Source organism: Streptomyces sp. NPDC044044, from assembly GCF_056434405.1.
Genome location: NZ_JBWKFG010000003.1, coordinates 65,247 through 77,710 on the forward strand (window position 1 = coordinate 65,247; position 12,464 = coordinate 77,710).

General features: G+C 66.7%; 18 protein-coding genes. 17 read left to right on the forward strand and 1 reads right to left on the reverse strand.

All coding sequences use genetic code 11. The features are described 5' to 3' along the window. Window positions 1–2: 2 nt before the first annotated feature. The 14 genes from rplR to truA all read left to right on the forward strand — a co-directional run bounded on the left by rplR (window position 3) and on the right by truA (window position 9,083). Window positions 3–386, forward strand: coding sequence for a 50S ribosomal protein L18 (gene rplR / locus AC07AG_RS11220; RefSeq protein ID WP_160506668.1), 384 nt, complete (start codon window positions 3–5; stop codon window positions 384–386). A gap of 46 nt (window positions 387–432) precedes the next feature. Next, entirely contained in the window at window positions 433–1,035 is a 603-nt protein-coding gene (rpsE, locus tag AC07AG_RS11225) for a 30S ribosomal protein S5 (protein WP_160506669.1), read from the forward strand. After that, a complete protein-coding gene (gene rpmD, locus AC07AG_RS11230; protein WP_041985698.1) occupies window positions 1,035–1,217 on the forward strand; it encodes a 50S ribosomal protein L30 in 183 nt (60 codons plus the stop codon). The genes rpsE and rpmD overlap by 1 nt, the downstream gene beginning before the upstream one ends. 1 nt (window position 1,218) lies before the next feature. Beyond that, window positions 1,219–1,674: a 50S ribosomal protein L15 gene (rplO, locus tag AC07AG_RS11235; RefSeq protein ID WP_249588330.1), complete on the forward strand. Its 456-nt coding sequence runs from the start codon at window positions 1,219–1,221 to the stop codon at window positions 1,672–1,674. A 224-nt stretch (window positions 1,675–1,898) separates the two neighbouring features. Then, window positions 1,899–3,212: a preprotein translocase subunit SecY gene (gene secY / locus AC07AG_RS11240; protein WP_361058806.1), complete on the forward strand. Its 1,314-nt coding sequence runs from the start codon at window positions 1,899–1,901 to the stop codon at window positions 3,210–3,212. Next, complete coding sequence (locus AC07AG_RS11245) at window positions 3,212–3,865, forward strand: adenylate kinase (protein ID WP_478754080.1); 654 nt, start codon at window positions 3,212–3,214, stop codon at window positions 3,863–3,865. Before secY ends, AC07AG_RS11245 begins: the two co-directional genes overlap by 1 nt. Before the next feature lie 114 nt (window positions 3,866–3,979). Further along, on the forward strand, window positions 3,980–4,816 hold the full coding sequence (gene map / locus AC07AG_RS11250; protein WP_478754082.1) for a type I methionyl aminopeptidase: 837 nt from the start codon (window positions 3,980–3,982) through the stop codon (window positions 4,814–4,816). A gap of 159 nt (window positions 4,817–4,975) precedes the next feature. Beyond that, the gene (gene infA, locus AC07AG_RS11255; RefSeq protein WP_003948620.1) at window positions 4,976–5,197 is read left to right on the forward strand and encodes a translation initiation factor IF-1; all 222 of its coding nucleotides are present in this window, start codon (window positions 4,976–4,978) and stop codon (window positions 5,195–5,197) included. A 56-nt stretch (window positions 5,198–5,253) separates the two neighbouring features. Further along, window positions 5,254–5,367 (forward strand): 50S ribosomal protein L36, encoded by a 114-nt coding sequence (gene rpmJ / locus AC07AG_RS11260; RefSeq protein WP_003974245.1) that lies wholly within the window; start codon window positions 5,254–5,256, stop codon window positions 5,365–5,367. 178 nt (window positions 5,368–5,545) lie between these two features. Continuing rightward, window positions 5,546–5,926, forward strand: coding sequence for a 30S ribosomal protein S13 (gene rpsM, locus AC07AG_RS11265; RefSeq protein WP_135332566.1), 381 nt, complete (start codon window positions 5,546–5,548; stop codon window positions 5,924–5,926). 62 nt (window positions 5,927–5,988) lie between these two features. Continuing rightward, window positions 5,989–6,393, forward strand: a complete 405-nt coding sequence (gene rpsK / locus AC07AG_RS11270; RefSeq protein WP_003948617.1) for a 30S ribosomal protein S11 — start codon at window positions 5,989–5,991, stop codon at window positions 6,391–6,393. 120 nt (window positions 6,394–6,513) lie between these two features. Beyond that, complete coding sequence (locus AC07AG_RS11275) at window positions 6,514–7,536, forward strand: DNA-directed RNA polymerase subunit alpha (RefSeq protein ID WP_016645160.1); 1,023 nt, start codon at window positions 6,514–6,516, stop codon at window positions 7,534–7,536. 113 nt (window positions 7,537–7,649) lie between these two features. After that, window positions 7,650–8,147, forward strand: a complete 498-nt coding sequence (rplQ, locus tag AC07AG_RS11280; protein ID WP_361053552.1) for a 50S ribosomal protein L17 — start codon at window positions 7,650–7,652, stop codon at window positions 8,145–8,147. A gap of 81 nt (window positions 8,148–8,228) precedes the next feature. Next, on the forward strand, window positions 8,229–9,083 hold the full coding sequence (gene truA / locus AC07AG_RS11285; RefSeq protein WP_478754084.1) for a tRNA pseudouridine(38-40) synthase TruA: 855 nt from the start codon (window positions 8,229–8,231) through the stop codon (window positions 9,081–9,083). A 15-nt stretch (window positions 9,084–9,098) separates the two neighbouring features. Here truA and AC07AG_RS11290 read toward each other — a convergent pair whose 3' ends face one another. Beyond that, window positions 9,099–9,947, reverse strand: a complete 849-nt coding sequence (locus AC07AG_RS11290) for a hypothetical protein (RefSeq protein ID WP_478754086.1) — start codon at window positions 9,945–9,947, stop codon at window positions 9,099–9,101. Between the two features lie 74 nt (window positions 9,948–10,021). Here AC07AG_RS11290 and AC07AG_RS11295 point away from each other — a divergent pair, with 74 nt between their 5' ends. The 3 genes from AC07AG_RS11295 (at window position 10,022) to rpsI (ending at window position 12,456) form a co-directional block, all read left to right on the forward strand. Then, on the forward strand, window positions 10,022–11,233 hold the full coding sequence (locus AC07AG_RS11295; protein WP_478754088.1) for a glycosyltransferase family 87 protein: 1,212 nt from the start codon (window positions 10,022–10,024) through the stop codon (window positions 11,231–11,233). Between the two features lie 211 nt (window positions 11,234–11,444). After that, on the forward strand, window positions 11,445–11,888 hold the full coding sequence (gene rplM, locus AC07AG_RS11300) for a 50S ribosomal protein L13 (RefSeq protein ID WP_249588322.1): 444 nt from the start codon (window positions 11,445–11,447) through the stop codon (window positions 11,886–11,888). Between the two features lie 46 nt (window positions 11,889–11,934). Beyond that, the gene (rpsI, locus tag AC07AG_RS11305; RefSeq protein WP_249588321.1) at window positions 11,935–12,456 is read left to right on the forward strand and encodes a 30S ribosomal protein S9; all 522 of its coding nucleotides are present in this window, start codon (window positions 11,935–11,937) and stop codon (window positions 12,454–12,456) included. Window positions 12,457–12,464: the final 8 nt, after the last annotated feature.

Below are 12,464 nucleotides of genomic sequence, written 5' to 3' on the forward strand. Positions count from 1 at the left end.
CCATGGCATACGGTGTGAAGATCGCCAAGGGTGACGCTTACAAGCGTGCCGCCAAGGCCCGCCGCCACATCCGCATCCGCAAGAACGTGTCGGGTACGGCGGAGCGTCCGCGCCTCGTCGTGACTCGCTCGAACCGCAACATCGTTGCTCAGGTCATCGACGACCTCAAGGGTCACACCCTTGCGTCGGCGTCGACCCTGGACGCGACGATCCGCGGTGGCGAGGCCGACAAGTCTGCGCAGGCCAAGCAGGTCGGCGCGCTCGTTGCCGAGCGTGCCAAGGCTGCGGGTGTCGAGGCCGTCGTGTTCGACCGCGGTGGCAACAAGTACGCCGGGCGCATTGCCGCTCTGGCGGACGCCGCCCGCGAAGCCGGGCTGAAGTTCTAAGCCCCGGTTCCGGAGCTAGCGGACGTAACAGAGAGAGGTAATTCCAATGGCTGGACCCCAGCGCCGCGGAAGCGGTGCCGGTGGCGGCGAGCGGCGGGACCGGAAGGGTCGCGACGGTGGCGCCGCCGCCGAGAAGACCGCATACGTTGAGCGCGTTGTCGCGATCAACCGTGTCGCCAAGGTAGTCAAGGGTGGTCGCCGCTTCAGCTTCACCGCGCTGGTCGTGGTGGGCGACGGTGACGGCACCGTAGGTGTCGGATACGGCAAGGCCAAGGAAGTTCCCGCGGCCATCGCCAAGGGCGTTGAAGAGGCCAAGAAGAACTTCTTCAAGGTTCCGCGTATCCAGGGCACCATCCCGCACCCGATCACGGGCGAGAAGGCCGCGGGCGTCGTCCTGCTCAAGCCTGCTTCCCCCGGTACCGGTGTTATCGCCGGTGGCCCGGTGCGTGCTGTGCTCGAGTGCGCCGGCGTTCACGACATCCTGTCGAAGTCGCTCGGTTCTTCGAACGCGATCAACATCGTGCACGCGACCGTGGCGGCCCTCAAGGGCCTGCAGCGTCCCGAGGAGATCGCGGCTCGCCGTGGTCTGCCCCTCGAGGACGTCGCTCCCGCGGCCCTGCTTCGTGCACGTGCCGGGGCGGGTGCGTAATGGCTCGCCTCAAGATCACGCAGACGAAGTCGTACATCGGCAGCAAGCAGAACCACCGCGACACGCTGCGTTCGCTCGGGCTCAAGCGCCTGAACGACGTGGTCGTCAAGGAAGACCGCCCCGAGTTCCGCGGAATGGCTAACACCGTCCGCCACCTCGTGACGGTTGAGGAGGTCGACTGACATGGCGGAGCAGAACCCGCTGAAGGTCCACAACCTCCGGCCCGCCCCGGGCGCCAAGACCGCCAAGACCCGTGTGGGTCGTGGTGAGGCGTCCAAGGGTAAGACCGCAGGCCGTGGTACCAAGGGCACCAAGGCCCGTTACCAGGTTCCGGAGCGCTTCGAGGGCGGGCAGATGCCCCTCCACATGCGCCTCCCGAAGCTCAAGGGCTTCAAGAATCCGTTCAAGACCGAGTTCCAGGTCGTGAACCTCGACAAGCTGAGCGCGCTGTTCCCCGAGGGTGGCGAGGTCACCGTCGAGGGTCTCGTCGCCAAGGGTGCCGTTCGCAAGAACAGCCTCGTCAAGGTCCTCGGCCAGGGTGAGGTCACCGTGGCGCTGCAGGTGACGGTTGACGCCGTCTCCGGCTCCGCCAAGGAGAAGATCACCGCCGCCGGCGGTACCGTCACCGAGCTCGTCTGAACTATTCAGGCCACTCGATGACTTGAGCGATTCCCAGCCGGGGATGCCCCACATATGGGGCATCCCCGGTTGGTCGTTCCAAGGGGGGCACGGTCGCCGGTAAGGTGGCGTGCACTGTCTAAGCTCCGTGCGGTCTGCCCGTGCGGTTTTTCTGACTGATACGTATTCGTCGATCCTCAGACCACTACCTCTTGCGCACGCGCGCGGGGGTCGCAGGAGGCACCGTGCTCACCGCGTTCGCCCGGGCGTTCAAGACGCCCGACCTGCGCAAGAAGCTGCTCTTCACGCTCGGCATCATCGTGATCTACCGGATCGGTACGCATGTCCCGATTCCCGGTGTCAGCTATAAGAACGTCCAGACCTGCATGGACCAGGCCAACTCCAACCAGGGGTTGTTCGGCCTGGTGAACATGATGAGTGGCGGGGCGCTCCTGCAGATCACGATCTTCGCCCTCGGCATCATGCCGTACATCACGGCGAGCATCATCTTGCAGCTGCTGACCGTGGTGATCCCGCGGCTCGAGGCCCTCAAGAAGGAGGGTCAGGCCGGCACGGCGAAGATCACGCAGTACACGCGTTATCTCACCGTCGCGCTCGCGATCCTCCAGGGGACCGGCCTCGTGGCCACCGCTCGTACGGGCTCGCTGTTCTCCGGCTGCCCCGTCGCCACCGAGATCGTGCCGGACCAGTCGATCTTCGTGACCGTCACCATGGTCATCACGATGACCGCGGGCACGGCCTGCGTGATGTGGCTCGGTGAGCTCATCACCGACCGCGGCATCGGCAACGGCATGTCGATCCTCATGTTCATCTCGATCGCCGCGACCTTCCCGAGCGCCCTGTGGGCCATCAAGAAGCAGGGCTCGCTGGCCGGTGGCTGGATCGAGTTCGGCACGGTGATCGCGGTCGGTCTCGTCATGGTCGGTCTGGTCGTCTTCGTGGAGCAGGCTCAGCGCCGCATTCCCGTTCAGTACGCGAAGCGAATGATCGGTCGCCGTTCCTACGGCGGTACTTCGACGTACATTCCGCTGAAGGTCAATCAGGCGGGCATCATCCCTGTGATCTTCGCCTCTTCGCTGCTCTACATCCCCGCTCTCGTCGCCCAGTTCGCGGGTGGCAACTCGGGGTGGAAGCAGTGGATCGAGGCGAACCTGACCAAGGGCGACCACCCGATTTACATCGCGACGTACTTCTTGTTGATCGTGTTCTTCGCCTTCTTCTACGTGGCTATCTCGTTCAACCCCGAGGAAGTCGCGGACAACATGAAGAAGTATGGTGGCTTCATCCCGGGCATCCGGGCTGGCCGTCCGACCGCTGAGTACTTGAGCTACGTACTCAACCGGATCACGTGGCCGGGCTCGCTGTATCTGGGTCTGATCGCTCTCGTGCCGACGATGGCGTTGGTGGGCTTCGGCGCAAACCAGAACTTCCCGTTCGGCGGGACAAGCATCCTGATCATCGTGGGTGTGGGTCTGGAGACCGTGAAGCAGATCGAGAGCCAGCTCCAGCAGCGCAATTACGAAGGGTTCCTCCGCTGATGCGAATCGTCCTCGTCGGGCCGCCCGGTGCGGGCAAGGGAACGCAGGCCGCGTTCCTCGCCAAGAACCTGAAGATCCCGCACATCTCCACGGGCGACCTCTTCCGCGCCAACATCAGCCAGGGCACGGAGCTGGGCAAGCGCGCGAAGGCCTACATGGACGACGGCAATCTCGTCCCCGATGAGGTCACCATCGGCATGGCGCACGACCGCATGACGCAGCCGGACGCCGAGAACGGCTTCCTGCTCGACGGCTTCCCGCGGAACGTGTCGCAGGCCGAGGCCCTGGACGAGTCGCTCAAGACGGACGGCCAGAAGCTCGACGCGGTGCTCGACCTCGAGGTCCCCGAGGACGAGGTGGTCAAGCGCATCGCGGGCCGCCGCATCTGCCGGAACGATTCCAGCCACGTCTTCCACGTGACGTACAGCAAGCCGAAGACCGAGGGCGTCTGCGACGTCTGCGGTGGCGAGCTCTACCAGCGCGGTGACGACCAGGAAGAGACCGTGCGCAAGCGTCTCGACGTGTACCACCGCGAGACCGAGCCGATCATCGACCACTACAAGGCCCAGGGCCTGGTGGTCACGATCTCCGCGCTCGGCAAGGTGGACGAGGTCACCAAGCGCGCGATGGACGCCCTCAAGGGCGACAAGTAGTCAGTACGCTGTATCGGCCGCGGTGCCCCTCGGGGGACCGCGGCCGTAGTGTTGTGTACGTAGCGGTTACGTACGTAACCGGTTGTCGGACGGATGACGGAGAGCGGAAGCCCCATGGTGCAGATCAAGACCCCCGAGCAGATCGCGAAGATGCGTGAGGCGGGCCTTGTCGTCGCCGCCGTCCACGCCGCGACGCGCGAGGCGGCGGTGCCGGGTGCCACCACGAAGGACCTGGACGACGTCGCCCGCAAGGTGATCGCCGAGCACGGCGCGAAGTCCAACTTCCTGGGGTACGGCGGCTTTCCGGCGACGATCTGCACCTCGGTCAACGAGGTCGTCGTGCACGGCATCCCGGACGACAAGACCGTCCTGAAGGACGGCGACATCATCTCCATCGACGCGGGCGCCATCATCGACGGCTGGCACGGCGACGCCGCCTACACCGCGTTCGTGGGCACCGGTCACGCTCCGGAGCTGATCGAGCTCTCCCGGGTGACCGAGGAGTCGATGTGGGCCGGCCTGGCCGCCATGAAGCAGGGCAACCGGCTGGTGGACATCTCCCGCGCCATCGAGACGTACATCCGCCGCCAGCCGAAGCCCGGCGGCGGCAAGTACGGCATCGTCGAGGACTACGGCGGCCACGGCATCGGCACCGAGATGCACATGGACCCCCACCTCCTGAACTACGTCGAGCGCCGCCGCGGCAAGGGCCCCAAGCTGGTGCCCGGCTTCTGCCTGGCCATCGAGCCCATGGTCTCCCTCGGCACGCCCCGTACGGAGGTCCTGGAGGACGACTGGACGGTCATCACGACGGACGGCACCTGGTCCTCGCACTGGGAGCACTCCGTCGCGCTGACGGAGGAGGGGCCGATCGTGCTTACGGCGCCTGACTGCGGCAAGGCGAAGCTGGCGGAGTACGGGGTCACGACGGCGCCGGACCCGCTGGGCTGAGCAGGGCCGGTCTGCTTAAGGATCTTCCCGATGGGGCATTCTTCCTCGATTCGTCTTTCCGGGTGGCCTGACGTAGACTGACGCGTCGGCTCTCGTGCATCCGTGTGTCTGCATGCGGTGAACGAAGTCGATCAAGGTAGTCGATTCGAAGGGCAGAGCGTGGCCAAGAAGCAAGGTGCCATCGAGATCGAGGGCACTGTCGTTGAGTCTCTTCCGAACGCCATGTTCAAGGTTGAGCTCCAGAACGGCCACCAGGTCCTGGCACACATCAGCGGCAAGATGCGTATGCACTACATCCGCATCCTCCCTGACGACCGGGTCGTGGTGGAGTTGTCTCCTTACGACCTGACCCGTGGCCGGATCGTCTACCGGTACAAGTAGATCTTGCCCGTACCTCATTCACGTGGGGTGCGGCACTGACCCGGAGAACCTCACCAATGAAGGTCAAGCCGAGCGTCAAGAAGATCTGCGACAAGTGCAGGGTGATCCGCCGTCATGGCCGGGTCATGGTTATCTGCGACAACCCGCGCCACAAGCAGCGCCAGGGCTGACGCACGACTGCAGTTCGCAGATTTTCGCGCGACGCACGTAAGCACATATGCAGGACGCGTCCCTCTTCAGTGATGGAGGGCGACACCCCCGGTCGGAGGCCGGGGACCCAGGATGTACCTCGTACGGCACCTGGGACCGGTCCTGCTGAAGACCTCCGAAAATCAACAGGAGCCTTGAATGGCACGCCTTGAAGGTGTTGACCTCCCGCGCGAAAAGCGTGTTGAGGTCGCCCTCACGTACGTGTTCGGCATTGGCCGCACGCTGTCCCAGCAGACGCTGGACGCCACCGGTGTGGACCGCAACACCCGTGTTCGTGATCTGTCCGAAGAGGACCTGATCAAGATCCGCGAGTACGTGGACGCGAACATCCAGACCGAGGGTGACCTCCGTCGCGAGATCCAGGCCGACATCCGCCGCAAGGTCGAGATCGGTTGCTACCAGGGTCTTCGTCACCGTCGTGGCCTGCCCGTCCGCGGTCAGCGCACCAGCACCAACGCCCGCACCCGTAAGGGCCCGCGTCGCGCCATCGCCGGTAAGAAGAAGCCGGGCAAGAAGTAGTCCTCAGCGGTCGATCGACAGCTGTCGCTGCAGGACCGACCACCTCGCGTAGGAGTTAATAGATGCCCCCCAAGGGTCGTCAGGGCGCTGCCAAGAAGGTGCGCCGCAAGGAAAAGAAGAACGTCGCTCACGGGCACGCCCACATCAAGAGCACGTTCAACAACACCATCGTCTCGATCACGGACCCCACGGGCAACGTGATCAGCTGGGCCTCCGCCGGCCACGTCGGCTTCAAGGGCTCGCGCAAGTCGACTCCGTTCGCCGCGCAGATGGCCGCCGAGTCGGCCGCGCGTCGCGCCCAGGAGCACGGCATGCGCAAGGTTGACGTCTTCGTCAAGGGTCCCGGCTCCGGCCGTGAGACCGCGATCCGCTCCCTCCAGGCCACCGGCCTCGAGGTCGGTTCGATCCAGGACGTCACGCCGACGCCGCACAACGGCTGCCGTCCCCCCAAGCGCCGTCGCGTCTGACGCACGTCGCTTGACTCAGGGATTTTCGGGCGGTGCGGCTCCTTGGAGCCGTACCGCCCGTACCCTTGTAGCAATCAAGGACATCAAATAGTGGGTGTCCATGACTGAAGGAAACACTTCATGCTGATCGCTCAGCGTCCCTCGTTGACCGAAGAGGTCGTCGACGAATTCCGCTCCCGGTTCGTGATCGAGCCGCTGGAGCCGGGCTTCGGTTACACCCTCGGCAACTCCCTGCGGCGGACCCTTCTCTCCTCGATCCCGGGTGCGGCTGTCACGTCCATCCGCATCGACGGTGTCCTGCACGAGTTCACCACCGTGCCGGGCGTCAAGGAAGACGTCACCGACCTCATCCTGAACATCAAGCAGCTGGTGGTCTCCAGCGAGCACGATGAGCCCGTCGTGATGTACCTGCGCAAGCAGGGTCCCGGTCTCGTCACCGCCGCTGACATCGCCCCGCCGGCCGGTGTCGAGGTGCACAACCCCGACCTGGTCCTGGCCACGCTGAATGGCAAGGGCAAGCTGGAGATGGAGCTGACCGTCGAGCGCGGTCGCGGCTACGTCTCGGCCGTCCAGAACAAGCAGGTGGGCCAGGAGATCGGCCGTATCCCGGTCGACTCGATCTACTCGCCGGTCCTGAAGGTCACGTACAAGGTCGAGGCCACGCGTGTCGAGCAGCGCACCGACTTCGACAAGCTGATCGTCGACGTCGAGACCAAGCAGGCCATGCGGCCGCGTGACGCCATGGCGTCCGCGGGCAAGACCCTGGTCGAGCTGTTCGGTCTGGCGCGCGAGCTCAACATCGACGCCGAGGGCATCGACATGGGCCCCTCGCCGACGGACGCGGCCCTCGCCGCCGATCTCGCCCTGCCGATCGAGGAGCTCGAGCTCACCGTCCGGTCGTACAACTGCCTCAAGCGCGAGGGCATCCACTCCGTGGGTGAGCTCGTGGCCCGCTCCGAGGCGGACCTGCTCGACATCCGCAACTTCGGTGCGAAGTCGATCGACGAGGTCAAGATGAAGCTGAACGGCATGGGTCTCGCGCTGAAGGACTCGCCTCCCGGCTTCGACCCGACCGCCGCGGCCGACGCCTTCGGCGCCGACGACGACGCGGACGCGGGCTTCGTGGAGACCGAGCAGTACTGATTTTCTGCGGGCCGGCTCTGGCAGGTCGCGCAGTTCCCCGCGTCCCTTACGGGACGCGGTGCCACTGACCCCGGTACCTGATACGGCCGGGGCAGACAACAAGGAGAAACACCATGCCGAAGCCCACCAAGGGTGCCCGTATGGGCGGCAGCGCCGCGCACGAGAAGCTTCTTCTGGCGAACCTCGCCAAGCAGCTCTTCGAGTACGGCCGCATCACCACCACTGAGGCGAAGGCCCGTCGTCTGCGTCCCTACGCGGAGCGTCTGGTCACCAAGGCGAAGAAGGGTGACCTTCACAACCGCCGCCAGGTGCTGTCCGTCATCACCGACAAGAGCATCGTGCACACGCTCTTCACGGAGATCGGCCCGCGCTACGAGAACCGCCCGGGTGGTTACACCCGTATCACCAAGATCGGTAACCGTCGTGGCGACAACGCGCCCATGGCGATCATCGAGCTGGTCGAGGCCCTGACCGTGGCGCAGGCTGCCACCGGTGAGGCCGAGGCGGCCACCAAGCGTGCCGTCAAGGAAGACGCCCTCAAGAAGGACGACGCGCCCGTCGAGGACGCGAAGCCGGCTGAGGACGCTGCCGAGGAGTCGAAGGACGCCTGAGGCTCTGCCTTGCTGTGAGCGGGTCCGCCCTTCGGGGCGGGCCCGCTTTCGCGTGTCCCTGGTGCTGAGAGGATGGTTGGTGTGAGCGATGAAGTAGAGCCCGGGTTCGTGCGGGTGCGGCTGGATCTTTCCTACGACGGCAAGGACTTCTCCGGCTGGGCCAAGCAGCGGCAGGGGCAGCGGACCGTCCAGGGCGAGATCGAGGACGCGCTGCGGACCGTGACGCGCTCGCGGGAGACGTACGAGCTGACCGTCGCCGGGCGGACCGACAGCGGGGTGCACGCGCGGGGGCAGGTCGCTCATGTCGATCTGCCCGATGAGGTGTGGGCCGAGCACAGCGACAAGCTGCTGCGGCGGCTCGCCGGGCGGCTGCCGCACGACGTGCGGATCTGGAAGGTGGCCGAGGCCCCTGCCGGATTCAACGCGCGGTTCGCGGCCGTGTGGCGGCGTTACGCCTATCGCGTGACCGACAATCCGGGCGGCGTCGACCCGCTGTTGCGCAGTCATGTGCTGTGGCACGACTGGGAGTTGGACCTCGACGCCATGAACGCCGCCGCACAGAAGCTCGTCGGCGAGCATGACTTCGCCGCCTACTGCAAGAAGCGTGAGGGTGCCACCACCATTCGCACGCTCCAGGAACTGCGCTGGGAGCGGCGGCCGGACGGGATCCTTGAGGCGACCGTGCGGGCCGATGCCTTCTGCCACAACATGGTGCGGTCGCTGGTCGGCGCCATGTTGTTCGTGGGGGACGGGCATCGCCCCGTGGAGTGGCCGGCCAAGGTGCTCGCCGCCGGGGTGCGGGACTCCGCCGTGCACGTCGTACGGCCGCACGGGCTGACCCTTGAGGAAGTCGGTTACCCCGCGGACGAGTTGCTCGCCGCGCGCGCCAAGGAAGCGCGCAACAAGCGGACGTTGCCCGGCGCCGGGTGCTGCTGAGCCCCGACTGCCGGACTACTCGGGGGCGTTGGCCGCGGCGGAGGCCTGGGCCTCGCCCCGCCGGTTGATCTGGCCGAAGGCGAAGCGGGCCAGATCGTCGCCGACGGTGTAGACCTTGCGCTCCTTCTCCGTGACGTCCTTGTCGCTGGTGAAGCCGGAGGTCGTGAAGTAGGCGTAGCGGCCGTAGGCGTTGTACGTGCCCCGGCAGACCGCCGTACGGCAGAAGTCGGGCACGCCCTTGCCGGACAGCGAGAGGACCAGGCCTTCCCTCGCCTGGTCGTTGACCTTGGCGGCCTGAGCCTCCGTGTCGAAGACGGCGACGCCGACCGTGACGGCGATGTTGTCCTTCACGTAGCTGGCGCGGAAGAGCTGCGTGCAGTCGTTCTTGGTGAGGATCGCGCCCAGCTTGGCCTGCGTGACGCTGGCGCACTTCTTCGTGCCGTCCGTGTCGCCCTTCTTGTAGACACGGTCGCCCGAGGTCAGCGACTTGCCGGGGAAGAGGGTGTCGGCGCTGAGCGGCGCCTTGTCCTTCTTGGCGCTGGAGATGAACTCCTTGGGGTCCGGCGGGGGCGGCGGCGTCGTCTCCTCGAAGGACGGGCCGGGGTTCTGACTCGCGCCGGGGATGTCCGCGGTCGAGGGCAGCTCGCTGGCCGGTTTGTTCGCGGCGGGGGAATTGTCGCTGTTCGCGGAGACGACCGCGACGGCGACCGCGGCCGCGACCACGACGGTGGCGAGCGCGCCGCCACCGATCATCAGCCATTTGCGGCGCCGGGTGCGCGATTCGGACGCCTCGGCGAGCGCCGCCCAGTCAGGGGTCTGTGAATCCCCTGGACCCCACTGAGGTCCCCCTTGCCCAAAGCTCATGGGCCGCATCTTAGACGGGGAGTTGGGGATGTTGAGCCGGGGTCCGGGGCGGGGGCCGACCTAGCCTGATCCATATGAACACGGGCAAAGTAGCTGTTAGCGGGTGGTTGTTGCGGCCGGTGACCTGGCACGGCTGGGCGGCGCTGGGAGTCGTGCTGCTCGCCGCGGTCGTCCGGGTGGGCCTGAAGAGCGCGGACGGCGGGATGGACAACGCCATCGTGGTGCGGGCCGCCGAGGCCTGGATCGAGGGGCGTTCGCCCTATGCCGACCGGCACTTCCTCTATCTGCCGGGCGCCGTGCTCGCCGCGGTGCCGCAGGCGTTGCTTCCGCAGTCCGTCGTGCGGTTCCTCGTCCCGGCGGGGGTCACGGCCTCGCTCGTCGTCGGGTGGGGGTGCGCGCTGCGGATCCATGGGGTGCCGTGGCGCAGCCGCTTCGCGGTGCTCGGTCTGCTGGTGCTCGCGGTCGGGTTCGCGCCGTTCGGTCACCTCGTCGTCCTCGGCAACTGGACGGTGGCGTCGGCGGCGGCGCTGCCGCTCGCGCTGCTGTTCGTGTGCCGGGGGAGGTGGGTGGCCGCGGGTCTGGTGATCGGGGCGGCCGTCGCCGTGAAGCCGCTGCTCGCGCCGGTGGTGCTGCTCTTCGTCTTCGCGCGGCGGTGGAAGGGGCTCGGGGCCGCGGTGCTCGTGCCGGCGGTGGTGTCCGCCGTGGCGGCGCTCGCGATGCCGGACCCCGCCGGGTTCTTCACGCGGACGCTGCCGTTCCTGCTGCGGGGCGACGACAGCTTCGTACGGCTCTATGAGGCGTCGCCCGCCGCGATCCTGCCGCGGCTCGGGGTGCCGCAGGGGGCGGCCTCGCTGCTCGCCCTCGCGGCCGCGGGGGCGGGGGTGTGGTGCGCCTGGCGGCGGTGGAGGAGCGGTGGGGGGCCGGGGGAGCTGCGGGTGGTCGAGACGGCCGTGATGCTGATGCTGGCGGCCTTCCTGGTGTCCAGGCCGTCGTACGACCACTACCTGCTGGTGGTCGTGCCGCTGCTGCTCGCGGGGGCGCTCGTGCCGGGGGCGGTGGCCCGGGGGCCGTGGTTCTGGGTGGCGCTCGTGCCGCAGGTCCCGGGGTTCAGCTGGCCCTGGCTGGAGCCGGGTACCAGGCGGGCCTTCCGGGACTGCGTGACGCTCTGTGTGCTGGCGGTCACGGTCGCCCGGAGCTGCGTCCGGACGGGCCGGGCTACCCTGGAAAGTGAGGACCCGCCCGTGGTGGGGGAGTCGCCGGTGCCCGTCTCCGGGGCCGCGTTTTGACCCGTACGGGGCGGCGCGGGTAGTCTCGAGGATTGTTATGCGTATTGGTGTCGTCGTTCTCACGCGAAGGGCCCATACGTAGGTTCCCTGGAGCAGTTACCAGTGGCTCGCATACGGGCAGCGTCCCCGGCACTGTGAGCCCCAGCTGCATGATCGCTTCCTGGGTGCCGTGTGTCTGGACCCCATCCACTGAAGAAGCGAAGGCTACGAAGTGCGTACGTACAGCCCCAAGCCCGGCGATGTGACCCGCCAGTGGCACGTCATTGACGCTCAGGACATCGTCCTGGGCCGTCTGGCGACCACTGCCGCCAACCTCCTGCGTGGCAAGCACAAGGCGATCTACGCCCCCCACATGGACATGGGCGACTTCGTCATCATCATCAACGCCGACAAGGTTCACCTGTCCGGCAACAAGAAGACCCAGAAGATGGCGTACCGCCACTCCGGCTACCCGGGTGGTCTGCGTTCCGTCCGCTACGACGAGCTTCTTGCGAAGAACCCCGAGAAGGCCGTCGAGAAGGCCATCAAGGGCATGATCCCCAAGAACACCCTGGGTCGTCAGATGCTCTCGAAGCTGAAGATCTACTCGGGCGACCAGCACCCGCACGCTGCGCAGCAGCCGGTGCCGTTCGAGATCACCCAGGTCGCGCAGTAGTTCCGGCCACAGCCCCTAAGACGTAAAGAAAGATCTGAGGAGAATCGTGGCCGAGACCACCGTTGAGCAGCCGGTCGAAGAGACCGAGGTTGTTGACGTCGAGCAGTACACCACCGAGTCCGAGGCGCCCGTCGAGGGCGAGTACACCTCGGAGTCGAACGCCGCGCGCTTCGGCGACCCGCAGCCGGCCGCCGGCCTGGGCCGTCGCAAGAACGCCATCGCCCGCGTCCGGATCGTCCCGGGCACCGGCAAGTGGAAGGTCAACGGGCGCACGCTCGAGGACTACTTCCCGAACAAGGTCCACCAGCAGGAAGTCAACGAGCCCTTCAAGGTGCTCGAGCTCGACAACCGCTACGACGTCATCGCCCGCATCTCGGGTGGCGGCGTCTCCGGTCAGGCCGGTGCGCTCCGTCTCGGTGTCGCCCGTGCGCTGAACGAGGCCGACGTCGACAACAACCGCGCCGCCCTCAAGAAGGCCGGTTACCTCAAGCGTGACGACCGTGCGGTCGAGCGCAAGAAGGCCGGTCTCAAGAAGGCCCGCAAGGCTCCGCAGTACAGCAAGCGCTAATCTGCCTG

Excerpts from the sequence above, each read along its gene's own strand:
- rpsM (WP_135332566.1), top strand. The coding sequence starts at position 5,546 with ATGGCACGCCTTGAAGGTGTTGACCTCCCGCGCGAAAAGCGTGTTGAG.
- rpmJ (WP_003974245.1), top strand. The coding sequence starts at position 5,254 with ATGAAGGTCAAGCCGAGCGTCAAGAAGATCTGCGACAAGTGCAGGGTG.
- AC07AG_RS11290 (WP_478754086.1), bottom strand. The coding sequence starts at position 9,947 with ATGAGCTTTGGGCAAGGGGGACCTCAGTGGGGTCCAGGGGATTCACAG.
- map (WP_478754082.1), top strand. The coding sequence starts at position 3,980 with ATGGTGCAGATCAAGACCCCCGAGCAGATCGCGAAGATGCGTGAGGCG.
- rplQ (WP_361053552.1), top strand. The coding sequence starts at position 7,650 with ATGCCGAAGCCCACCAAGGGTGCCCGTATGGGCGGCAGCGCCGCGCAC.
- rpsE (WP_160506669.1), top strand. The coding sequence starts at position 433 with ATGGCTGGACCCCAGCGCCGCGGAAGCGGTGCCGGTGGCGGCGAGCGG.
- rpsK (WP_003948617.1), top strand. The coding sequence starts at position 5,989 with ATGCCCCCCAAGGGTCGTCAGGGCGCTGCCAAGAAGGTGCGCCGCAAG.
- AC07AG_RS11275 (WP_016645160.1), top strand. The coding sequence starts at position 6,514 with ATGCTGATCGCTCAGCGTCCCTCGTTGACCGAAGAGGTCGTCGACGAA.
- rpmD (WP_041985698.1), top strand. The coding sequence starts at position 1,035 with ATGGCTCGCCTCAAGATCACGCAGACGAAGTCGTACATCGGCAGCAAG.
- AC07AG_RS11245 (WP_478754080.1), top strand. The coding sequence starts at position 3,212 with ATGCGAATCGTCCTCGTCGGGCCGCCCGGTGCGGGCAAGGGAACGCAG.
- rplO (WP_249588330.1), top strand. The coding sequence starts at position 1,219 with ATGGCGGAGCAGAACCCGCTGAAGGTCCACAACCTCCGGCCCGCCCCG.
- rplR (WP_160506668.1), top strand. The coding sequence starts at position 3 with ATGGCATACGGTGTGAAGATCGCCAAGGGTGACGCTTACAAGCGTGCC.
- AC07AG_RS11295 (WP_478754088.1), top strand. The coding sequence starts at position 10,022 with ATGAACACGGGCAAAGTAGCTGTTAGCGGGTGGTTGTTGCGGCCGGTG.